This window comes from Pseudomonas sp. SWRI18 (assembly GCF_014268345.1).
GTDB lineage: Bacteria > Pseudomonadota > Gammaproteobacteria > Pseudomonadales > Pseudomonadaceae > Aquipseudomonas > Aquipseudomonas cedrina.
The window spans coordinates 75,160-96,557 of the sequence record NZ_JACCQQ010000012.1 but is presented as its reverse complement, the minus strand read 5'-3'; the positions used below and the strand labels follow the sequence as shown (position 1 = coordinate 96,557).

Here is a 21,398-nt window from a genome sequence, read left to right as displayed (position 1 = left end):
ACTATTGTCCCAACTTGATTCGAGCGGTCTCGCCGCTGGTGAACGGCGCCACGTCCACAGGCTGGCCGTTATAGGCCACTTGCGCGCCACGGGCAAAGCCCAGACGCAGCGTCAAAGGAGGCTTGCCGCCCTGCTCAAGCGTATCTCCCTTACGCTTCAGACCGCTGAACAGCACTTTGCCGTTGCCGTCGGTGAGTTGCATCCAGCAATCAGCGACGAAGGTGATCTGTACGCGGCCATCACCGGCGATCAACGCTGGGGTGGTCGGCGGCGAAATCGCGGGGGCGGCTGGCGTGGCTGCCGCTGGCGCCTGCGCTGGAGCGGCCGGTACGTGGGCCTGGGCGGTTGGAGTGTGGGCCGGCGCAGCTGGCGCGGCGGGAGCCGGAACTGCAGCGGTCGCGGCAGGTGCGGTCTCCGGAGCCGGCTGCTCGCTGGCGACCGGCGCTTCAGGCGCGGCCTGGCTTTCGGCGACCGCCTGGTCTTCCGGCTCGTCCAGCGGATGAATCTGAGTGGTGCCGTCGGCGCTTTCGACCTCGACGTGCTCCATGGCGTTGCTGGTCATGTCCTTGGTGCGCTGGGACGCCTGGTCCTGCCACCAGACGAAACCGCCACCGATCACGGCGATCAGCAGCAACAGGCTGACGATTCGCAAAATGGTGTGGGAAACCCGCGTTGGCTCTTCAATGCGCCCCAGGCCATGCACATTGCTGCCTTGGGAGTCGGTGCCGGTGAACTGGTCGAACTGCTGGACCAGGATGGCCTGATCGATACCCAGCAATTTGGCGTAGGCGCGGATATAGCCGCGGGCGAAGGTGTGCCCAGGCAGCTTATCGAACGCGCCGGCTTCCAGGTTGCCCAGGGACGTGGTGGTCAAATTGAGCTTGAGGGCCACTTCCGCCAGCGACCAACCATTGCTCTCGCGGGCCTGACGCAAGGTGTCGCCTGGGTTTACGCGATTAGCTGCTACAACTTCCGGGTGCGCCGCTTTCATCATTGCTCCGACAGGTATTGCTGATATTCCGGCGTACCGGGATAGAGTCGTTCGAGTTGCTGGCCAAAACGTGCGGCCGTGTCGCGTTCTTCATGAACCGTCGCCAGGCGCACACCGAGCAATAGACTACGTGCATTTTGCCCACTGAGCAGGCTAAAACGCTCGTAATAGTCACGTGCCGGCACATAATGCCTGTCTTCGTAGGACAACTCAGCCATTTCGAGCAATGCCCGAGGCTGGCGACCGTTCAAATGCAGGGCTTTTTCCAGCTGCTGGCGGGCACTGTCGCGCTGGCCCAGGTGGATCGAGGTCACCCCAAGGTTCTCGAACACCCGCGAACGCTCAGGGTAGAGGGTATCGGTGCTGGCCTGCTGGAAATAAAGGGCGGCCTGGTCATAGCGTTTCTGCGCGAACAGGAAGCTGCCGTAGTTGTTCAGCAGCCGCGGGTCGCCAGGGCGTGCGGCCAGGGCCTTGAGGAAATACTGTTCAGCCAGTGCTGGCTCGGCCTGGGCCTGGAACACCAGGGCCAGTGCACCATTGGCGTCGGCATCGTCGCCGTCCAGCTCAAGGGCTTTCTTCAACGGCACCTTGGCCTGCTCGCTCATGCCTTGCTGCAGGTAACCCAAACCGAGTTGCACATAGGCAACGCGCGCCTCTTCACGGCCTTTACCGGTGTGCAACGGGCTGTCATGGCCCGATGAAACACAACCGGCCGCGAGACCGGTAACAAGCAAAAGCAGCGCAAGGCGCAAGGGCATAGAGGTCCTCTCTCAGATTCGATTTACAGCAATCAGCGGCAAATCGTCGGCGGCGTTCAGTTCGCGCCCGGCGATATAACGCTCGCTGCGGCGGGTGCGGTCCATCACCTGCCCTACCAATTGACCACAGGCGGCATCGATGTCTTCACCACGGGTGGTGCGCACGGTGACGTTGTAGCCGGCCTGGTGCAGTTGATCCTGGAAACGGCGAATGGCGTTGTTGCTCGGCCGCTCGTAGCCAGAATGCGGAAACGGGTTGAACGGAATCAGGTTGATCTTGCACGGGGTGTTCTTGAGCAACTCGATCATCTCGACCGCATGCTCGACCTTGTCGTTGACGTCCTTGAGCATGGTGTACTCAATGGTCAAGACACGCTTTTCGCCCAAGGTCGCCATATAACGCTGGCAAGACTCGAGCAGCATCTTAAGCGGATACTTCTTGTTGATCGGCACCAATTGGTTACGCAATGCGTCATTCGGTGCGTGCAGCGACAAGGCCAGCGAGACGTCGATGTGCTTGGCCAGCTCATCGATCATCGGTACCACGCCGGAGGTCGACAGGGTCACACGGCGCTTGGAGATGCCGTAGCCCAGGTCGTCCATCATCAGGTGCATGGCCGCAATGACGTTGTCGAAGTTCAGCAGCGGCTCACCCATGCCCATCATCACCACGTTGGTGATGGCACGGTCGACGGTTGCCGGGACGCTGCCAAAGGATTTGTTGGCAATCCACACCTGGCCGATCACTTCGGCGGCGGTGAGATTGCTATTGAAGCCTTGCTTGCCGGTGGAGCAGAAACTGCAGTCCAGGGCACAGCCTGCCTGGGACGAAACGCACAAGGTGCCGCGCTTGCCCTGGGGAATGTAGACGGTCTCGACGCAGCTGCCGGACGCCACGCGCACCACCCATTTGCGGGTGCCGTCGGTGGAGATGTCCTCGCTGACCACTTCGGGACCACGGACCTCGGCAATGGCCTTGAGCTTGTCGCGCAGGGCCTTGCTGACGTTCGTCATGGCGTCGAAATCGTCGACGCCAAAGTGGTGAATCCATTTCATTACCTGACCGGCACGGAAACGCTTCTCCCCGATTGAGTCGAAGAATTTCTCCATTTCCGGCTGAGTCAGCCCCAGCAGGTTGGTTTTTACAGTCGATGTCGTCATGGATTCACCCTCACTCTTTAAGCCGATGCTTAGCGAGCGGTTACTTCAGTAGCAGCGAAAAAGTACGAGATTTCGCGGGCAGCAGCGGCTTCGGAGTCCGAACCGTGAACAGCGTTGGCGTCGATGGACTCGGCGAAGTCAGCACGGATGGTGCCGGCAGCCGCTTCTTTAGGGTTGGTAGCACCCATCAGTTCGCGGTTCAGCGCGATCGCGTTTTCGCCTTCCAATACCTGGACAACAACAGGACCGGAGATCATGAAGGCAACCAGGTCGCCGAAGAAACCACGAGCGCTGTGCTCAGCGTAGAAGCCTTCAGCTTCGGCTTTGGACAGTTGCTTGAGTTTCGAAGCTACAACCTTCAGGCCGGCTTTTTCGAAACGAGTGGTGATCTCGCCGATGACGTTTTTTGCAACAGCGTCAGGCTTGATGATGGAGAAAGTACGTTGAACAGCCATGGTGTAACTCCAGAAACGGTAATTTACGAAAAATTAAACCCGCGAATTATACGCGGGTTATCAGGTATTGCCTAACTGCGTAAAGGCGGCTCAGTCTGCTTCTTCGATCCACAGGCCCTGAATCGCCTCCAGAACCTTCTCGCCACCCCGGTCAGGAATGTCGTCGAAGTCCGGCAGCTCCATGACGAGGTTGCGCAGCTTGACGAAGTTCACCGTAAGAGGATTGACCTCAGGATGAGCCTCTGCAAGTTGTATAGCGATTTCTTGTACATCAACCCATTTCAGGCTCATGACAGTTCCTTGAATCAATGCGGCGCTTCGGCTGCATGGTTGAGCGAATATTTCGGAATTTCGACGGTGATGTCTTCCGTCCCGACCTTTGCCTGACAGCTTAGACGCGAAGTCGCTTCCAGGCCCCAGGCGCGGTCAAGGAAGTCTTCTTCCAGCTCATCAGCCTCTTCCAGGCTGTTGAAGCCCTCGCGAATAATGCAGTGGCACGTGGTGCAAGCGCACACACCGCCGCAGGCGCTTTCAATTTCGATGTGGTTGTCGTGGGCCACTTCCAGGATGGACTTGCCGGTCTCAGCCTCCACGACCATACCGTCCGGGCAATGCTCGGCGTGTGGCAGAAAAATGATCTGCGGCATCAGTTAATCCTCAAGTTCATTCAGGTTGCGCCCCGCCAGGGCGGCTTTTACCGACTGGTCCATACGACGGGCGGCAAAGGCATCGGTCACTTGCGACAGACGCTTGGTCTGCTGCTCGATGGCGTAACCATCGGTGCCTTTCATCAATTCGGCCAATTCCTGCATCTGCAGGTCGATGACCATGCGTTCCTCGGCATCCAGCAAACGCTCGCCGTCAGCCTCAAGGGCGCCCTGCACCGCTTCGAGCAGGCGCTGGGCATCCACTTGCTGCTCACGCAGCACGCGGGCAACCTTGTCGTCGCCGGCGTATTGGAACGAGTCCTTGAGCATCTTGGCGATTTCGCCGTCGGTGAGGCCGTAGGACGGCTTGACCTGGATGCTGGCTTCGACGCCGGAGGCCAGCTCGCGCGCAGCGACGCTGAGCAAACCATCGGCATCGACCTGGAAGGTCACGCGGATCTTCGCCGCACCGGCTACCATCGCCGGGATACCGCGCAGCTCGAAGCGCGCCAGGGAGCGGCAGTCGCTGATCAGCTCGCGCTCGCCTTGCAGCACATGGATCATCATGGCCGTCTGGCCATCTTTGTAAGTGGTGAAGTCCTGGGCACGGGCGACGGGAATGGTGGTGTTGCGCGGAATCACCTTCTCCATCAGGCCGCCCATGGTTTCCAACCCCAGGGACAACGGAATCACATCGAGCAGCAGCAGTTCGCCGCCATCGCGCTTGTTGCCGGCCAGGGTGTCGGCCTGGATCGCTGCGCCAATGGCGACGACCTGGTCCGGGTCGATTTCAGTCAACGGCTGGCGACCAAAGGCTTCGGCGACGGCGTCACGCACGCGTGGAACGCGGGTGGAACCGCCGACCATGACCACGGCACCGACGTCTTCCAGCTCGATACCGGAATCTCGCACGGCGCGGCGGCAGGCCTTGAGGCTGCGGGCGACCATGGGCTCGATCAACGCGTCAAAGGCTTCGCGCGTCAGCTGGGCCGACCAGCTACCGTAGGAAACTTCTACACTGGCGACGTCCGTCAGCGCTTCCTTGGCGGCGCAGGCGGTTTGCAGCAGGTTGCGCTGCGCGCCCGGGTCCAGGTCGGCGGACAAGCCGGCGCTGCTGATGATCCAGCTCGCAATGGCATGGTCAAAGTCGTCACCGCCCAGGGCGCTGTCGCCACCGGTGGCCAGCACTTCGAAAACGCCGCCGGTCAGGCGCAGGATCGAAATGTCAAAGGTGCCGCCGCCCAGGTCATAAATGGCAACCAGGCCTTCGGCATGCTGGTCCAGACCGTAAGCCACCGCAGCCGCGGTAGGTTCGTTGAGCAGGCGCAGCACGTTCAGGCCGGCGAGTTTCGCCGCGTCCTTGGTGGCTTGGCGCTGCGCATCATCGAAATACGCCGGAACGGTGATCACCGCCCCCACCAGTTCGCCACCCAAGGTGGTTTCCGCACGCTGGCGCAGCACCTTGAGGATATCGGCCGACACTTCCACCGGGCTTTTCGCGCCCTGGACGGTGTCGATGAACGGCATATGGGATTCGCCACCGACAAAGCGGTACGGCAGCTGGTCGCCCAATTGCTTGACATCGGACAGACCACGACCCATCAAGCGCTTGACCGACAGCACGGTGTTGAGCGGATCGGTAGACGCCGCCAGCTTGGCCGACTCGCCGACTTCGGTGCGGTCAGCGTGATAGCGCACGGCGGACGGCAGGATCACCTGGCCGTTGGCGTCGGGCAGCGGCTCGGACAGGCCGCTGCGCACGGCGGCAACCAGTGAATTGGTGGTGCCCAGGTCAATCCCGACCGCCAGGCGACGCTGGTGCGGTTGAGGGCTTTGGCCGGGTTCGGCGATTTGCAGTAGAGCCATGGTAATCAGGTCTTATCTGTCTATCAGGCGTGCATCACGGGCAGCACACTGGGTTAATCGTCGAGGCGCTCTTCTAGCTGGCGCACTTCGTAGGTGAGCTTGTCGAGGAACTGCATGCGCCGCATCAGGCGTTCGGCCTGCTCGCGTTGCGCTGCATCATCCCAACAGGCTGCGAAGCTTTCGTTGAGTTCTTCCTGGGCCGCTTTCAGACGACGCTTGAAGACTGCAACGCCAGCCACATCGGCCTGGTCCTGCAAGTCTTCGAGTTCTTCGCGCCACTGCATCTGCTGCATCAGGAAGTCCGGGTCATGCACGGTGACTTCCATCGGCAACTCACCGCCCTTCATCGCCAGCAAATAACGTGCGCGTTTCGGGGGGCTTTTGAGCGTCTGATAGGCTTCGTTGAGGCTGGCCGATTGCTCCAGCGCCAAGCGTTGCTCACGCTCGGAAGCGTCAGCGAAGCGGTCCGGATGCACGCCACGCGCCAATTCTCGATAGCGCGTGGCAAGCTGCTCGAGGTCCAGGCGAAAGCTCGGCTGCAGCTCGAATAAAGCGAAATGACAAGGAGTACCCACGAGAAGCCTCAGATGTTGAAGCTTTCGCCGCAGCCACATTCACCGCGGACGTTGGGGTTGTTGAACTTGAAGCCTTCGTTCAACCCTTCCTTGACGAAATCGAGCTCGGTGCCGTCCAAGTAGGTCAGGCTTTTCGGGTCGATGATCACCTTTTCGCCGTGACTTTCGAACACCTGGTCTTCCGCAACCACCTCGTCGACAAACTCCAGCACGTAGGCAAGGCCGGAACAGCCCGTGGTGCGAACACCCAGACGAATCCCCTCACCTTTACCGCGCCCATTCAGGGAGCGGCGAATGTGCTGCGCTGCCGCTTCTGTCATGCTGATAGCCATCGTTGACTCCTTACTCGTCGCCAAATACTTAGATCAAGCCTTTCTTCTGCTTGTAGTCGCGAACGGCCGCCTTGATGGCGTCTTCCGCGAGCACCGAGCAGTGGATTTTCACTGGCGGCAAGGCCAGTTCTTCGGCCAGCTGGGTGTTGCTGATGGTGACAGCCTCATCCAGAGTCTTGCCTTTCATCCATTCGGTCGCCAGGGAGCTGGAGGCGATGGCCGAACCGCAGCCGTAGGTCTTGAACTTGGCGTCTTCGATAACGCCAGCGTCGTTGACCTTGATCTGCAGGCGCATCACATCGCCGCACGCCGGAGCGCCGACCATGCCGGTGCCGACATCAGGATCTTCCGCGTTCATCTTGCCGACGTTGCGCGGGTTTTCGTAGTGGTCGATGACCTTTTCGCTGTAAGCCATGGTATTGAATCCTCACTCATCAGGGCCGCTCTGGAACCCTGTAGAAACGCCTGCGTTTTCCGCCACGTTGCTACAGAGCTGGGGTGGCGGCTTCTATAGTTAGTGTGCCGCCCACTCGATCTTGGAAATGTCGACGCCGTCTTTGTACATGTCCCACAGGGGCGACAGGACGCGCAGCTTGTTGACGGCTTCGCAGACTTTCTGCGCGGCGTAGTCGACTTGTTCTTCGGTGGTGAAGCGGCCGAACGTAAAGCGGATCGAGCTGTGCGCCAGTTCGTCGTTGCGGCCCAGGGCGCGCAATACGTACGAAGGCTCAAGGGAGGCCGAGGTGCAGGCCGAACCGGACGAAACCGCCAAGTCCTTGAGCGCCATGATCAGCGACTCGCCTTCGACGTAGTTGAAGCTCAAATTCAGGTTGTGCGGTACGCGGGCGGTCATGCTGCCGTTGATGTACAGCTCTTCAAGATTTTCGACCTGCTTGTAGAAGCGGTCGCTCAAGGCCTTGATGCGTACGTTTTCGGCAGCCATGTCTTCCTTGGCTACACGGAAGGCTTCGCCCATGCCGACGATCTGGTGGGTCGCCAGGGTGCCCGAACGCATGCCGCGCTCGTGACCGCCGCCGTGCATGGTGGCCTCGATACGTACGCGCGGCTTGCGGCTTACGTAGAGGGCGCCGATGCCTTTAGGGCCGTAGGTCTTGTGGGCAGAGAACGACATCAGGTCGACTTTCAGCTTGGACAGGTCGATCTCGACCTTGCCGGTGGACTGAGCGGCGTCGACGTGCAGCAGAATGCCCTTGGAGCGGGTCAATTCGCCAATCGCTTCGATGTCGTTGATGGTGCCGATTTCGTTGTTCACGTGGATCACGGAAACCAGGATGGTGTCTTCACGCAGCGCGGCTTCGATCATGGCCGGGGTGACGATACCGTCGGTGGTTGGCTCGAGGTAGGTGACCTCGAAACCTTCACGCTCCAGTTGGCGCATGGTGTCGAGGACAGCCTTGTGCTCAATCTTGGTGGTGATCAGGTGTTTGCCTTTGGTCGCGTAGAAGTGCGCCGCGCCCTTGATCGCCAGGTTGTCGGACTCGGTGGCACCGGAGGTCCAGACGATTTCGCGCGGGTCGGCGCCCACCAGGTCGGCGACCTGGCGACGTGCGTTCTCGACCGCTTCCTCGGCTTTCCAGCCGAATACGTGGGAGCGGGAGGCCGGGTTGCCGAAGTTTCCGTCAACCAGCAGGCATTCGCTCATTTTTTGCGCGACACGCGGATCAACCGGGGTGGTCGCAGAGTAATCAAGGTAAATCGGCAATTTCATGGACTTTCTCCTAAATCAGGCTGGCTGGCGCGCCGTTAGCTCTGCGGCTGTCACTCGACGGCGGACGCTTCGATCTTGTCCAGACGCGGCGCCTTGGTGTTGCAACGGCGCTGGTCCTGACGCTGGGCTACTTCTTGCACCTCACGGCGAGTCACAAGATCAGCCAAGCTGATACCACTCAAAAACTCATGGATCTGCAGGCTCAAGTCACACCACAAGTGGTGCGTGAGGCAGGTGTCGCCGGCGTGGCAGTCACCCAGGCCCTGGCACTTGGTGGCATCGACGGATTCGTTGACCGCGTCGATCACCTGGGCTACCTGTATGCCCTGCATGTCGCGGGACAATTGATAGCCGCCACCTGGGCCTCTCACGCTGGAAACCAGGTTGCTGCGGCGCAATTTGGCGAACAGCTGCTCCAGGTACGACAGGGAAATGCCTTGGCGCTCGGAGATATCGGCCAGGGACACCGGCCCAGTTTGCGCGTGCAAGGCCAGGTCGAGCATGGCAGTCACCGCGTATCGGCCTTTTGTAGTCAGTCTCATGGACAAGTACCAAGGTGTTTCAGAATGGGAGCAAGTATGCGATTCCCGAGTATTTAAGTCAACTATAAGACCTAGTACTTTAGTCAGGATTACCCGTAAAAAGGGCGCGCGAATCATAGCAGGGTAGGGTGGGGACGAACAGCGGGAACCGGACTACGCCGGAATTGCGGAACCCATGGAGATCAAAATGTGGGAGCGGGCTTGCTCGCGAATGCGGTGTGCCAGTCAATTCATCTGGCACTGACACGCCGCATTCGCGAGCAAGCCCGCTCCCACAGGGGTTTTGTGGTGGCTACGAGAACTTAGCTGGCCTTGGTGGCAGCTTCGTCCTTGATCTCGGCGAAGTCTTCTTCGCGCAGCTCAGGCAGCTCTTTCGCACAGTACGGACTACCCAGGTCCTTCAGCGCGCCGCACATGCCGTCCAGCTTGCCGTCCACCGCCTGCAGGTGGTCGAGCAATTGGCCGATGGCGCGTGCGACTGGGTCGGGCATGTCTTCGCTGACGCCATAGGCATCGAAACCGATCTTCTCGGCCATCGCCTTGCGCTTGGCTTCCTGCTCGTCGCCGACTTCCGGCTTGACAATGATCCGGCCGGGAATCCCCACCACCGTCGCGCCCGGCGGCACAGCCTTGGTCACCACGGCGTTGGAGCCGACCTTGGCGCCGGCGCCGACCGTGAACGGCCCAAGCACCTTGGCGCCCGCCCCCACCACCACGCCATCGCCCAGGGTTGGGTGACGCTTGCCTTTGTTCCAGCTGGTGCCACCCAGAGTCACGCCTTGGTACAGGGTCACGTCATCGCCGATCTCGGCGGTCTCGCCGATCACGATGCCCATGCCATGGTCGATGAAGAAACGACGCCCCACCTTGGCACCCGGGTGAATCTCGATGCCGGTCAACCAGCGACCGAAGTTCGACACCACGCGCGCCAACCACTTCCAGCCCATGCCCCACAACGCGCCGGACAGCCGGTGAATCCAGATCGCATGCATGCCCGGGTAGCAGGTCAGCACTTCAAAGGCGTTGCGCGCCGCCGGATCACGGTGGAAAACACTTTGGATATCTTCTCGCAAACGCTCGAACATTTTTAATCCTTCCGCTTAAGCAGCTCGCCACGGGCCGCTTTCTGGGTTTCCGTGAGGATGCCACGCAATATATTCATTTCTGCCCGGCTGACCGAGCTGCGTCCGTACAGCCGGCGCAGGCGCGCCATCAAGTGCCGTGGCTTTTCAGGATCGAGGAATTCAATGGCCACCAGGGTTTGTTCCAGGTGCTCATAGAACCGCTCCAGCTCGTCCATCGTGGCCAGCTCGCCACTTTTGGTCGACGCGACTTCATCCTTCTCCATCTTGCTCGGCTGGCCTTCGGCGGCCAGCCAGGCCATGCGCACTTCGTAGGTCAGCACCTGCACCGCTGCCCCGAGGTTCAGCGAACTGAATTCAGGGTCCGATGGAATGTGCACGTGATAATGACATCGCTGCAGCTCTTCATTGGTCAGGCCGGAGTCTTCACGACCGAACACCAGGGCGATTTCAGCACCGCCGGCGGCCTCTTCCACCACCTTGGTGCCGCACTCACGCGGGTCCAGCAATGGCCAGGGGATGCGGCGGTCGCGGGCGCTGGTGCCCAGCACCAGGTTGCAGCCGACCAAGGCGTCTTCCAGGGTGGCGACGACCTGGGCTTTTTCCAGGAGGTCATTGGCGCCGGACGCGCGGGCGTCGGCCTCATGGTGCGGGAACAGGCGCGGCTCGACCAGCACCAGGCGCGTCAGCCCCATGTTTTTCATGGCACGCGCCACCCCGCCGATGTTGCCGGGGTGGCTGGTATTGACCAGGACGACACGAATGTTTTGCAGCAAGGGAGGCGCTCTCGGACACGGGAAAGGGGAGCAAATCTTACAGAACAGCCCAAGGTTATGCCATGAAAGCTAACGTCGTCCTTCACCTGAAGAAAGTTTCTGCTAAACTGCTCGGCTTTCTTTAACAACCTTAGGTGACCTATCCATGCAGCCCATGCTGAATATCGCGCTGCGCGCCGCCCGCAGCGCCAGTGAATTGATCTTCCGCTCCATCGAGCGCCTGGATACCATCAAGGTCGACGAAAAAGACGCCAAGGATTATGTATCCGAGGTGGATCGCGCCGCCGAACAGAAAATCATCGACGCCCTGCGCAAGGCCTACCCTACCCACGGCATTCTCGGCGAAGAAACCGGGCTGCACAAAGGCAGCGGCGAAGGCGAAGACTACCTGTGGATCATCGACCCACTGGACGGCACCACCAACTTCCTGCGCGGCATCCCGCACTTTGCCGTGAGCATCGCGTGCAAATACCGTGGTCGCCTGGAACACGCCGTCGTGCTGGACCCGGTCCGCCAGGAAGAATTCACCGCCAGCCGTGGCCGTGGCGCCCAGCTCAATGGCCGTCGTTTGCGCGTGAGCGGCCGCACCAGCCTGGACGGCGCCCTACTGGGCACCGGCTTCCCGTTCCGTGACGACCAGATGGACAACCTGGAAAACTACCTAGGCATGTTCCGCGCCCTGGTTGGCCAGACCGCCGGCATCCGTCGCGCCGGCGCTGCGAGCCTGGACCTGGCTTATGTGGCCGCCGGCCGTTTTGATGCATTCTGGGAGTCGGGCCTGTCCGAGTGGGACATGGCTGCAGGCGCCCTGCTGATCCAGGAAGCGGGCGGCTTGGTGAGCGACTTTACCGGTGGTCATGACTTCCTTGAGAAAGGCCACGTGGTTGCCGGCAACACCAAATGCTTCAAGGCAGTATTGACGGCGATCCAGCCGCATTTGCCGGCTTCGCTGAAGCGTTAAGCGAGCAGGCATAAAAAAGCACCCCTGAGGGGGTGCTTTTTTTATGCCTGGGATTTGGGCGATGCCGCATTTTCAACTACAACACATACCAAATGTGGGAGCGGGCTTGCTCGCGAATGCGGTGGATCAGTCGATAACTTTGGTGACTGACGGTACGCCTTCGCGAGCAAGCCCGCTCCCACATTTTGAATCGCAATAGGCTTGAGATTATTGCTGGTTCTGACCCAGGATCAAACGCCCTTCCTTGTCGACTGGAATCTGGCCGCCTGGATCACGCTCCATACGCACGGTACCTTCCTTGCCATCCAGGTTGTAACGAACGTCGTAGCCCACAACCTTGTCGCTGATGTCGTTCACAGTGTTACAGCGAGTCTGGGTAGTGGTGTAGGTATCGCGGTTCTGCATACCTTCCTGAACCTTGTTACCCGCATAACCGCCACCGACCGCACCGGCTACCGTTGCCAGCTTCTTGCCGTTACCGCCACCGATCTGGTTGCCTAGCAGGCCACCTGCCAGGGCGCCTACGACGGTACCGGCGATTTGATGCTGATCCTGCACCGGACGCTGCCGGGTCACGGTGACATCCTTGCAGACCTCACGCGGGGTTTTAATCTGGGTTTTTACCGGCTGCACCGCCAGCACTTGCGCATACTCAGGGCCGCTTTTTACCAGGCTGTAGGTGGCAACAGCGCCCCCGGCAGTCACACCGACAGCACCCAATACCGCACCAACCAGCAACGACTTGTTCACGTTGAACCTCCTGACCATCACAAGCGGACCGAAAGATCCGCGCTATACCCAGCCTTGGAGCGAAAAAAAAGGCACGAGTTCAATCTCGTGCCTTCTTTGTAACAGCAAATCAACGCCTGCCCATCAAGGACGGTCGTCGACCTCCTTGCCGGTGGCGGCCGGAGGGATCAAGTCTTCGCTGTTGAGGTTCAGCCAGATCAGCACCACGTTGGCGATGTAGATCGACGAGTAGGTACCCGCCAGCACGCCAATGAACAGCGCCAGGGAGAAGCCCCACAGGTTGTCGCCCCCGAAGATCATCAGCGCAGCGATCGCCAGCAAGGTGGAGATCGACGTCGCCATGGTCCGCAGCAAGGTCTGGGTAGTGGAGATGTTGATGTTCTCGATCAACGTCGCTTTGCGCAGTACGCGGAAGTTCTCGCGAACCCGGTCGAACACCACAATGGTGTCGTTGAGGGAGTAACCAATGATCGCCAGCACGGCCGCCAATACGGTCAGGTCGAAGGTGATCTGGAAGTACGCCAGGATACCCACGGTCACGATCACGTCGTGGATCAGCGACACAATGGCGCCGACCCCGAACTTCCACTGAAAGCGAAAGGCCAGGTAGATCATGATGCCGACCAGCGCCATCAGCATGCCGAGGCCGCCCTGGTCGCGCAGCTCTTCACCGACTTGCGGGCCGACGAACTCGACACGCTTAACCGACGCCGGGTTGTCGCCGCCGACCTTCTGCAAGGCCTCGGCCACCTGGTGACCCAGTTGCGGGTCTTCGCCAGGCATGCGCACCAGCAGGTCGGTGGTCGCGCCGAAGTTCTGCACCACGGCTTCGTGGTAGCCGGCCTTGACCAGCTCGTTGCGCACCAGGGTAACGTCGGCCGGCTTCTCGTAGGTCAGCTCGATGAGCGTACCGCCGGTGAAGTCCAGACCGTAGTTCAGGCCCTTATGGAACCAGCTGAACAACGCCAGAACGGTAAGGAGCACAGTGGCGCCGAACGCAATGTTGCGAACGCCCATGAAGTTGATTGTACGTAACATGGCAGCCCCTTAAATCCACAACTTCTTGAAGTCACGTCCGCCAAAGATCAGGTTGACCATTGCGCGGGTCACCAGAATGGCCGTGAACATCGAGGTAAAGATACCGAGGGACATGGTTACCGCAAAACCTTTGACGGGGCCGGTGCCCATAGCAAAGAGAATCCCGCCGACCAGCAAGGTGGTCAGGTTGGAGTCGAGAATCGCGGTAAATGCCCGGCCGAAGCCTTCGTTGATTGCACGCTGTACGGTCATGCCCGCGGCGATCTCTTCACGGATCCGCGAGAAGATCAGCACGTTGGCGTCCACCGCCATACCCATGGTAAGGACGATACCGGCGATACCCGGCAGGGTCAGGGTTGCGCCCAGCAATGACATCAATGCCAGCAGCATCACCATGTTGCCCGCCAGGGCCACAGTGGCGATGACGCCGAAGAAGCGGTAGATGGCGATGATGAACAGCGACACGAACAACATGCCCCACAGCGCCGCATCGACACCCTTGGTGATGTTGTCGGCACCCAGGCTCGGGCCGATGGTACGTTCTTCAGCGAAGTACATCGGCGCCGCCAAACCACCGGCACGCAACAGCAGGGCCAGTTCGGAAGATTCACCCTGACCGTTCAGGCCCGTGATGCGAAATTGCGCACCCAGCGGCGACTGGATGGTCGCCAGGCTGATGATCTTCTTCTCTTCCTTGAAGGTCTGTACCGGCACGTCTTTCTCGACGCCGTTGACCATCTGCTTGGTGTAGGTGGTCACCGGGCGCTGTTCGATGAAGATCACCGCCATGCTGCGGCCGACGTTGCTGCGCGTGGCGCGGCTCATCAGTTCGCCGCCGTGGCCATCCAGGCGGATGTTCACTTCAGGGGTACCGTGCTCGCCGAAACCGGCCTTGGCATCGGTCACCTGGTCGCCAGTGATGATCAAGCCACGCTCGATCAAGGCTGGAGGACGGTTGCCTTCACGGAACTCGAACTCTTCGGAAGTCGCGCGGGTAGCACCCGGCTCAGCCGCGAGGCGGAATTCCAGGTTGGCGGTCTTACCCAGGATACGCTTGGCTTCAGCGGTGTCCTGCACACCCGGCAGTTCAACCACGATGCGGTTGGCGCCCTGGCGCTGCACGATCGGCTCGGCCACACCCAGCTCGTTGACGCGGTTACGCACCGTGGTCAAGTTCTGCTTGATGGAATATTCACGGATTTCCGCGATCTTGGCCGGGCTCATCGCCAGACGCAGTACAGCCTGACCGTTGAGGTCGGCCGGTACGATGTCGAAATCGTTGAAGTTCTTGCGGATCAGCGCACGGGCCTGTTCGCGGGACGCTTCATCAGAGAAGCCCAGCTGGATGGCACCGTTGAGCTGCGGCAGGCTGCGATAACGCAGTTTCTCTTTGCGCAGCAGGCTCTTCACATCGCCTTCATAGACTTTCAGGCGTGCGTCGAGGGCCTTGTCCATGTCGACTTCCAGAAGGAAGTGCACACCACCGGACAAGTCCAGACCCAGCTTCATCGGGTGCGCGCCAATGCTGCGCAGCCATTGTGGCGTGGTCTGTGCCAGGTTGAGCGCGACAACGTAGTCGTCACCCATAGCCTTGCGTACAACATCCTTGGCCGGCAATTGGTCTTCTTGCTTGGTCAGGCGCAACAAGCCGCCTTTGGAACCAGCTGCCAAGGTTGCCGCTTTAACCTGGATGCCCGCGTCGGTGAGCGCTTTGCTCGCACGGTCCAGATCAGCCTGATTGACCTGCAGCGAAGTGCTGGCACCAGAAATCTGGATCGCCGGGTCATCAGGATAGAGATTGGGAGCGGAATAAATAAAACCGATCGCCAGCACCGCCAGGATCAGTACGTATTTCCACAGAGGGTATTTGTTCAGCATCACGCCGCCCGCTTATAACGCGGGGCGCCTTGCGCGCCCCGTCGATTGGTAAAGGTTGTTACTTAGATCGCTTTGAGCGTGCCTTTTGGCAGCGTGGCGGCGATGGCGCCCTTCTGGAACTTCATTTCTACGGTGTCGGAGACTTCCAGAACCACGAAAGCATCGGAAACCTTGGTGATCTTGCCGGCGATACCGCCAGTGGTCACAACTTCGTCGCCTTTCTGCAGGCTGCCCAGCAGGTTCTTCTGCTCTTTGGCGCGCTTGGCCTGTGGACGCCAGATCATCAGGTAGAAGATGACCAGGAAGCCGACCAGGAAAATCCACTCGAAACCACCGCCCATCGGGCCGGCAGCAGCAGGCGCAGCGGCGTCAGCCATGGCGTTAGAGATAAAAAAGCTCATTTAGCACTCCAGTTGCAAATAGTGAATCTTAGGGTCGGGAAACTCAGTCCAAGGGCGGCACAGGGAGCCCGCGCTTGGCATAGAAGGCATCGACGAAGGCGGCCAATGTACCCTGTTGAATAGCCTCGCGCAAACCAGCCATCAGGACTTGGTAATGACGCAAATTGTGGATGGTATTCAACATGCTACCCAGCATTTCCCCACACTTGTCCAGATGGTGCAGATAAGCACGGGAGAAGTTCTGGCAGGTATAGCAATCGCAGGTCGGATCGAGCGGCGAATCATCATGGCGATGGAACGCGTTACGGATCTTCAGCACGCCTGTATCGATGAACAGATGCCCATTGCGGGCATTACGGGTTGGCATCACGCAATCGAACATGTCCACACCGCGGCGCACACCCTCTACGAGATCTTCCGGTTTGCCAACGCCCATAAGGTAACGAGGTTTGTCTGCGGGCATCAGGCCCGGCAGGTAGTCGAGCACCTTGATCATCTCGTGCTTGGGCTCGCCCACCGACAGACCGCCGATGGCCAGGCCGTCAAAGCCGATCTTGTCGAGGCCTTCCAGCGAGCGCTTGCGCAGGCTTTCGTGCATGCCGCCCTGAACAATGCCGAACAGCGCCGCCGTGTTGTCGCCGTGGGCGTTCTTCGAACGCTGGGCCCAGCGCAACGACAGCTCCATGGAGACGCGCGCGACGTCTTCGTCAGCCGGGTACGGCGTGCACTCGTCAAAAATCATCACGATGTCGGAGCCCAGGTCGCGCTGTACCTGCATCGATTCTTCCGGGCCCATGAACACCTTGGAACCGTCCACCGGCGAGGCGAAGGTTACGCCCTCCTCCTTGATCTTGCGCATGGCGCCCAGGCTGAACACCTGGAAACCACCGGAGTCGGTGAGGATCGGGCCCTGCCACTTCATGAAGTCATGCAGGTCGCCATGCTTCTTGATCACTTCCGTGCCCGGGCGCAGCCACAGGTGGAAGGTATTGCCGAGGATGATCTCGGCGCCGGTGGCGACGATGTCACGCGGCAGCATGCCCTTGACGGTGCCGTAGGTACCCACCGGCATGAACGCCGGGGTCTCCACGGTGCCGCGCGGGAAGGTCACGCGACCACGACGGGCTTTGCCGTCGGTGGCCAATAATTCAAACGACATACGACTCATAGTTGTTCCTCTGGGCCGCGCGGCGCCGGGTTGCGGGTGATAAACATCGCATCACCGTAGCTGAAAAAGCGGTACTCGTTGGCGATGGCGGCTTGATAAGCCGCCATGGTTTCCGGGTAACCGGCAAAGGCCGACACCAGCATCAACAGCGTGGATTCCGGCAAATGGAAATTGGTGACCAGGCAATCGACCACATGAAACGGCCGGCCCGGGAAAATAAAGATATCGGTGTCGCCACTGAACGGCTTGAGCACGCCATCGCGCGCCGCACTCTCAAGCGAGCGCACGCTGGTGGTGCCCACCGCAACTACCCGCCCGCCGCGCGCCTTGCACGCGTTGACCGCGTCCACCACGTCCTGGCTGACTTCCAGCCACTCGCTGTGCATATGATGGTCTTCGATGTTCTCCACACGCACCGGCTGAAACGTCCCGGCCCCCACGTGCAGGGTCACATAGGCGCTTTCGACGCCCTTGGCGGCAATCGCATCCAGCAGCGGCTGGTCGAAATGCAGCCCGGCCGTCGGCGCAGCCACCGCGCCGAGGCGCTGGGAATACACCGTCTGATAGCGCTCGCGGTCCGCGTCTTCGTCGGGGCGGTCTATATAAGGAGGCAACGGCATATGCCCGACGCGCTCCAGCAGCGGCAACACCTCTTCGGCAAACCTGAGCTCGAACAACGCATCATGGCGCGCAACCATCTCGGCCTCGCCACCGCCATCGATGAGGATGCTCGACCCCGGTTTCGGCGACTTGCTGGAGCGCACATGGGCCAGCACACGATGACTGTCCAGCACCCTTTCCACCAGAATTTCCAGCTTGCCGCCGGAGGCTTTCTGGCCAAAAAGCCGCGCCGGAATCACCCGGGTATTGTTGAACACCATCAAATCGCCCGGGCGCAAATGCTCAAGCAAATCAGTGAATTGACGGTGTGCGAGGGCACCGCTCGGCCCGTCCAGGGTCAGCAGTCGACTGGCGCGACGCTCGGCCAACGGGTGGCGAGCGATCAGCGAATCAGGGAGCTCAAAAGTAAAGTCAGCAACGCGCATGATGGGGTTCGTCTAGCAGGGCCGGGAAGTCTAGCGGAAATAGTCAAAATTGACCATGAAACGTGATTGACCAACGGTAATCTCATCTCTATACTTCGCCGCCATTGAGCCCTGATGGCGGAATTGGTAGACGCGGCGGATTCAAAATCCGTTTTCGAAAGAAGTGGGAGTTCGATTCTCCCTCGGGGCACCATCTTAAAAAAAGACCTTGAAATTCAAGGTCTTTTTTTTGTCTGTAGAAAAGTGGCAGTCAGCGGATTCATCCTCCACCACCCACTTCCAGCCTGAAACACAGTCCAAATGTGGGAGCTGGCTTGCCTGCGATTGCGCCAGCCCCAACACCCTCAAACCACCTGCCTACACCCCAACCGAATCCCCCTCCTCCACAACCCCATTCGGCAACATCCCATTCGCCAAATCATCCACCACCGCCTTCGCCATCTCGCCCAAATAATGTGCTGCCCAGGCAAAACGATCCGCACCTGTATCCATCGCTGCATCCAATGCCAGCATTTTTGAACAGTGCAGAAGCTCGGAGGCATGCTCCAGGGCGTCACGGATAGGCACGCCGGAATTGACGCGGAATAGGCGATGGAGGTTGGGCTGTTTGCCGCAGGTGGAGAAGGTGATAACGCCGAGGGTTTTGTTGAGGGGTGGGTTGATCATTGGGCACCTCTCAGGTGGGTGGAGGTGTGGGTTGCAGGATTGCGAGAGTACGACTGATCAGAAACGCTCATTGATAAGCTCCTAAGTAAGTGAGCCTATTGTTTTCGGATTATCAGGTCCGGTCGCAGGGTTGGAAGCGACGGTGGAAGGTAGCGCAGGAGGGGTTGGGGCTGGAAGGCTGGATCTGTGGCGAAAGGTTTCCGGCAGGCAAATCGGGGTTGGGCGAGTGTTGGCGGAAACAACATCGTGGTCAGCCCCTCCTATCACGCTTACCGTGTAAGAGGTACTCTGGCGGCCGCTTTCGGCCAAAAGCAGTCAGTCGGATGTTTCTACGAAGCTAGGCGCTATTGAGCCACGTAACACACAACACGCTAACGAGTGAGTAGAGAGGACCAGCAACAGCGAGCGCACGGCCCGCCGTTGCAGAAGTGCGACAGGACTTATTTTTGCTGCACCACATTCCGGTCTAGGAAACGGTGGATTTCGCCACTGATCTCGTTCAAGTGTGTTTCCAGTGCGAAGTGCCCGGTGTCGTAGAGATGTACCTCAGCTTTGGGAATATCACGCTTGAACGCGTTCGCTCCTGCCGGGAGAAAAAACGGATCGTTCTTTCCCCAGACGGCCAACATCGGCGGCTGATATTTGCGGAAATACGCCTGGAACTCGGGGTAGCGCTTCACGTTGGTAGCATAGTCTGCGAACAGGTCTAGCTGGATTTCATCGTTACCTGGTCGCGAAACGAACGCGTAATCCAAGGTGTATGTTTCAGGTGCGATACTGTCAGGGTCCGCTACGCCATGCGTGTATTGCCACTTGATTGATTCTGGTTTGAGCAGCTCGCGCAATGCGTTGCGGTTCTCGGCAGTGGGAGCGTTCCAGTAACGTTGAATCGGGTTCCAGCCCTCGCTGAGGCCTTCAACGTAAGCATTCCCGTTTTGGCTGATGATTGCGCTGATTCTATCGGGGTGTGCGACGGCCATCCGCCAGCCTACAGGCGCACCGTAGTCGAACACTTGAAGAGCGTAGCGATTCAGCGCAAGCGCTTCAGTAAATCCGTCCATGGTTTTGGCGATGTTGTCGAACGTGTATGAGTACTTCGCCCGATCAGGGCTGTCCGAGAATCCAAAACCTGGGAAGTCAGGGGCAATCACGTGGTAACGGTCCGCTAGCTTCGACATCAAGTCGCGATACATGAATGATGAGGTAGGGAATCCATGAAGCAACACGATGGTTGGCGCCGATGGGTCGCCCGCTTCCCGATAGAAGATGCGGACCCCTTTTACCTCTACAAAATGGTGTTGTACGTCGCTTGCCCTTTGGTGGCTAATGTCGGCTGCTTCCACTCCTGCGCTGGCGAGCGCTGCACTAAGGGCAGTGGCGGCTAACAAAGTCTTAATGCTCATGCAAACTCCTTGGACACTGAATGAAAAAGATAAGTGGGCTATCAGGCGGTGAGTTCATGGCTTGTCGAGCTTCAGGCGCACCAACTTGATATGGCTATATTGCCCGTTTCAATAACCCAACATAATCTGAGAACATTGGTAATCTCCCTACCAAATATTGGAATATTCCATGGACAGATTTGAGGCAATGAAGCTGCTCGTGGCGGCGATTGATGCTGGCAGCCTGACGGCAGCCGGGCGGCTAGCCGATATCCCTCTTCCCACCATCAGCAGGAAAATTTCTGACCTGGAGACGCTGATAGGTAGCCGTTTATTGATTCGGACCACGCGTAGGCTCTCGTTGACCGATGCAGGGGTGGCTTATGTGGCTGCTGCACGCCGAATATTGGAGCAGTTGGAGGTTGCCGAACGCGAAGCTGCCGGAGAATTCATTGCCCCCAAGGGCGAACTGGTCCTGACTGCGCCAATCATGTTCGGCCGGCTGCATGTGCTGCCGATCGTCAACGCGTTTTTAGGGGAGTTTTCCGAAATCAACATCCGGCTCTTGCTTTCTGATCGCAACGCTCACCTCGTTGACGACCACGTGGACATGGCAGTGCGCATTGGAACACTCGCTGATAGCGGCATGATCGCCACTCAGGTGGGGGCCATGAGAACTGTAATTTGCGCGAGTCCTAGGCTGCTGGAAGCGTATGGAAGACCTGAATGTCCCGCAGACCTGCAGAACTTGCCAACCGTGCGACTTGACGCCCCTATGCCTTTTCAATACTCAAAACATGGCGTGGCAGAATCAACGAGGCGGATGACCCCGCGCTTATCGGTGACGACCGCTGACGCAGCAGCGCAGGCCGCTATTGATGGCGTTGGAGTCGTTCAGTTATTGCACTACCAAGTCGCGGAGGCGATCAGCGAGGGACTGCTGGAGATTGTGCTGGATAACTATGAGCCTTCGTCGGCGCCTATCAACCTGATCCACATGTCACCGGGGCATATGCCCCTGAAAATGAGGCGATTTCTGGATTTTGCGATTCCTCGGTTTCGTCAACGCCTGGATCAGTAAGCTCAGCGATGGCGTGCGTAATCATTCCGATGTCATAAGACTCATATCGGGTATTTTGGCGCAGACACGCCGACGACATGGGCTAAAAGCTGGACGCTCCTAAGCTGGCTATT

24 protein-coding genes and 1 tRNA gene are annotated in these 21,398 nt (G+C 59.4%); 3 read left to right on the top strand and 22 right to left on the bottom strand.

What is annotated here, in order from left to right:
• Position 1 precedes the first annotated feature (1 nt).
• The 14 genes from H0Z09_RS15230 to trmJ all read right to left on the bottom strand — a co-directional run bounded on the left by H0Z09_RS15230 (position 2) and on the right by trmJ (position 10,914).
• Positions 2 to 991 (bottom strand): RodZ family helix-turn-helix domain-containing protein, encoded by a 990-nt coding sequence (locus tag H0Z09_RS15230; RefSeq protein WP_186691278.1) that lies wholly within the window; start codon positions 989 to 991, stop codon positions 2 to 4.
• On the bottom strand, positions 991 to 1,749 hold the full coding sequence (gene pilW, locus H0Z09_RS15225; protein ID WP_186691277.1) for a type IV pilus biogenesis/stability protein PilW: 759 nt from the start codon (positions 1,747 to 1,749) through the stop codon (positions 991 to 993). The genes H0Z09_RS15230 and pilW overlap by 1 nt, the downstream gene beginning before the upstream one ends.
• Positions 1,750 to 1,761: 12 nt before the next feature.
• Positions 1,762 to 2,910 (bottom strand): 23S rRNA (adenine(2503)-C(2))-methyltransferase RlmN, encoded by a 1,149-nt coding sequence (rlmN, locus tag H0Z09_RS15220; protein WP_057723960.1) that lies wholly within the window; start codon positions 2,908 to 2,910, stop codon positions 1,762 to 1,764.
• Positions 2,911 to 2,939: 29 nt separating this feature from the next.
• Positions 2,940 to 3,365 (bottom strand): nucleoside-diphosphate kinase, encoded by a 426-nt coding sequence (gene ndk / locus H0Z09_RS15215; RefSeq protein WP_003175956.1) that lies wholly within the window; start codon positions 3,363 to 3,365, stop codon positions 2,940 to 2,942.
• Between the two features lie 90 nt (positions 3,366 to 3,455).
• The gene (gene iscX / locus H0Z09_RS15210; RefSeq protein WP_003238461.1) at positions 3,456 to 3,656 is read right to left on the bottom strand and encodes a Fe-S cluster assembly protein IscX; all 201 of its coding nucleotides are present in this window, start codon (positions 3,654 to 3,656) and stop codon (positions 3,456 to 3,458) included.
• A gap of 14 nt (positions 3,657 to 3,670) precedes the next feature.
• On the bottom strand, positions 3,671 to 4,012 hold the full coding sequence (fdx, locus tag H0Z09_RS15205) for an ISC system 2Fe-2S type ferredoxin (RefSeq protein ID WP_057723961.1): 342 nt from the start codon (positions 4,010 to 4,012) through the stop codon (positions 3,671 to 3,673).
• 3 nt (positions 4,013 to 4,015) lie between these two features.
• The gene (gene hscA / locus H0Z09_RS15200; protein ID WP_057723962.1) at positions 4,016 to 5,878 is read right to left on the bottom strand and encodes a Fe-S protein assembly chaperone HscA; all 1,863 of its coding nucleotides are present in this window, start codon (positions 5,876 to 5,878) and stop codon (positions 4,016 to 4,018) included.
• Positions 5,879 to 5,931: 53 nt separating this feature from the next.
• Entirely contained in the window at positions 5,932 to 6,453 is a 522-nt protein-coding gene (hscB, locus tag H0Z09_RS15195) for a co-chaperone HscB (RefSeq protein WP_057723963.1), read from the bottom strand.
• An 8-nt stretch (positions 6,454 to 6,461) separates the two neighbouring features.
• Positions 6,462 to 6,785, bottom strand: a complete 324-nt coding sequence (gene iscA, locus H0Z09_RS15190; protein WP_003175963.1) for an iron-sulfur cluster assembly protein IscA — start codon at positions 6,783 to 6,785, stop codon at positions 6,462 to 6,464.
• A gap of 28 nt (positions 6,786 to 6,813) precedes the next feature.
• Positions 6,814 to 7,200 (bottom strand): Fe-S cluster assembly scaffold IscU, encoded by a 387-nt coding sequence (gene iscU / locus H0Z09_RS15185; RefSeq protein WP_003175965.1) that lies wholly within the window; start codon positions 7,198 to 7,200, stop codon positions 6,814 to 6,816.
• A gap of 99 nt (positions 7,201 to 7,299) precedes the next feature.
• Positions 7,300 to 8,514, bottom strand: a complete 1,215-nt coding sequence (locus tag H0Z09_RS15180) for an IscS subfamily cysteine desulfurase (RefSeq protein WP_065951249.1) — start codon at positions 8,512 to 8,514, stop codon at positions 7,300 to 7,302.
• 50 nt (positions 8,515 to 8,564) lie between these two features.
• Positions 8,565 to 9,056 (bottom strand): Fe-S cluster assembly transcriptional regulator IscR, encoded by a 492-nt coding sequence (gene iscR, locus H0Z09_RS15175; RefSeq protein ID WP_003194020.1) that lies wholly within the window; start codon positions 9,054 to 9,056, stop codon positions 8,565 to 8,567.
• Positions 9,057 to 9,358: 302 nt separating this feature from the next.
• Positions 9,359 to 10,141, bottom strand: coding sequence for a serine O-acetyltransferase (gene cysE / locus H0Z09_RS15170; RefSeq protein ID WP_076949879.1), 783 nt, complete (start codon positions 10,139 to 10,141; stop codon positions 9,359 to 9,361).
• Positions 10,142 to 10,143: 2 nt separating this feature from the next.
• Positions 10,144 to 10,914: a tRNA (cytosine(32)/uridine(32)-2'-O)-methyltransferase TrmJ gene (gene trmJ, locus H0Z09_RS15165; protein WP_057723966.1), complete on the bottom strand. Its 771-nt coding sequence runs from the start codon at positions 10,912 to 10,914 to the stop codon at positions 10,144 to 10,146.
• Positions 10,915 to 11,059: 145 nt separating this feature from the next.
• Here trmJ and suhB point away from each other — a divergent pair, with 145 nt between their 5' ends.
• Positions 11,060 to 11,875, top strand: a complete 816-nt coding sequence (gene suhB / locus H0Z09_RS15160) for an inositol-phosphate phosphatase (protein ID WP_003175971.1) — start codon at positions 11,060 to 11,062, stop codon at positions 11,873 to 11,875.
• Positions 11,876 to 12,082: 207 nt separating this feature from the next.
• Here the strand turns inward: suhB and H0Z09_RS15155 are convergent, their stop codons facing one another.
• The 6 genes from H0Z09_RS15155 to queA all read right to left on the bottom strand — a co-directional run bounded on the left by H0Z09_RS15155 (position 12,083) and on the right by queA (position 18,156).
• Positions 12,083 to 12,625, bottom strand: a complete 543-nt coding sequence (locus H0Z09_RS15155) for a glycine zipper 2TM domain-containing protein (protein ID WP_005791197.1) — start codon at positions 12,623 to 12,625, stop codon at positions 12,083 to 12,085.
• A gap of 123 nt (positions 12,626 to 12,748) precedes the next feature.
• Complete coding sequence (secF, locus tag H0Z09_RS15150; RefSeq protein WP_186691276.1) at positions 12,749 to 13,663, bottom strand: protein translocase subunit SecF; 915 nt, start codon at positions 13,661 to 13,663, stop codon at positions 12,749 to 12,751.
• 9 nt (positions 13,664 to 13,672) lie between these two features.
• Positions 13,673 to 15,541: a protein translocase subunit SecD gene (gene secD / locus H0Z09_RS15145; protein ID WP_057723968.1), complete on the bottom strand. Its 1,869-nt coding sequence runs from the start codon at positions 15,539 to 15,541 to the stop codon at positions 13,673 to 13,675.
• Positions 15,542 to 15,603: 62 nt separating this feature from the next.
• Positions 15,604 to 15,942, bottom strand: coding sequence for a preprotein translocase subunit YajC (yajC, locus tag H0Z09_RS15140; protein ID WP_003175975.1), 339 nt, complete (start codon positions 15,940 to 15,942; stop codon positions 15,604 to 15,606).
• A 43-nt stretch (positions 15,943 to 15,985) separates the two neighbouring features.
• Entirely contained in the window at positions 15,986 to 17,101 is a 1,116-nt protein-coding gene (tgt, locus tag H0Z09_RS15135; RefSeq protein ID WP_162276164.1) for a tRNA guanosine(34) transglycosylase Tgt, read from the bottom strand.
• Between the two features lie 5 nt (positions 17,102 to 17,106).
• Entirely contained in the window at positions 17,107 to 18,156 is a 1,050-nt protein-coding gene (gene queA, locus H0Z09_RS15130; protein WP_065935087.1) for a tRNA preQ1(34) S-adenosylmethionine ribosyltransferase-isomerase QueA, read from the bottom strand.
• A gap of 108 nt (positions 18,157 to 18,264) precedes the next feature.
• Here queA and H0Z09_RS15125 point away from each other — a divergent pair.
• A tRNA-Leu gene (locus tag H0Z09_RS15125) sits at positions 18,265 to 18,349 on the top strand.
• A 164-nt stretch (positions 18,350 to 18,513) separates the two neighbouring features.
• Here H0Z09_RS15125 and H0Z09_RS15120 read toward each other — a convergent pair.
• Complete coding sequence (locus H0Z09_RS15120; protein WP_186691275.1) at positions 18,514 to 18,822, bottom strand: DUF3077 domain-containing protein; 309 nt, start codon at positions 18,820 to 18,822, stop codon at positions 18,514 to 18,516.
• A 440-nt stretch (positions 18,823 to 19,262) separates the two neighbouring features.
• Positions 19,263 to 20,225, bottom strand: a complete 963-nt coding sequence (locus H0Z09_RS15115) for an alpha/beta hydrolase (protein ID WP_017530053.1) — start codon at positions 20,223 to 20,225, stop codon at positions 19,263 to 19,265.
• 169 nt (positions 20,226 to 20,394) lie between these two features.
• Between H0Z09_RS15115 and H0Z09_RS15110 the strand changes: the two genes are divergently transcribed.
• Positions 20,395 to 21,285 carry a LysR family transcriptional regulator gene (locus H0Z09_RS15110; RefSeq protein WP_017530052.1) on the top strand — a complete coding sequence of 297 codons (891 nt, stop codon included), beginning with the start codon at positions 20,395 to 20,397 and terminating at the stop codon, positions 21,283 to 21,285.
• Positions 21,286 to 21,398 lie beyond the last annotated feature (113 nt).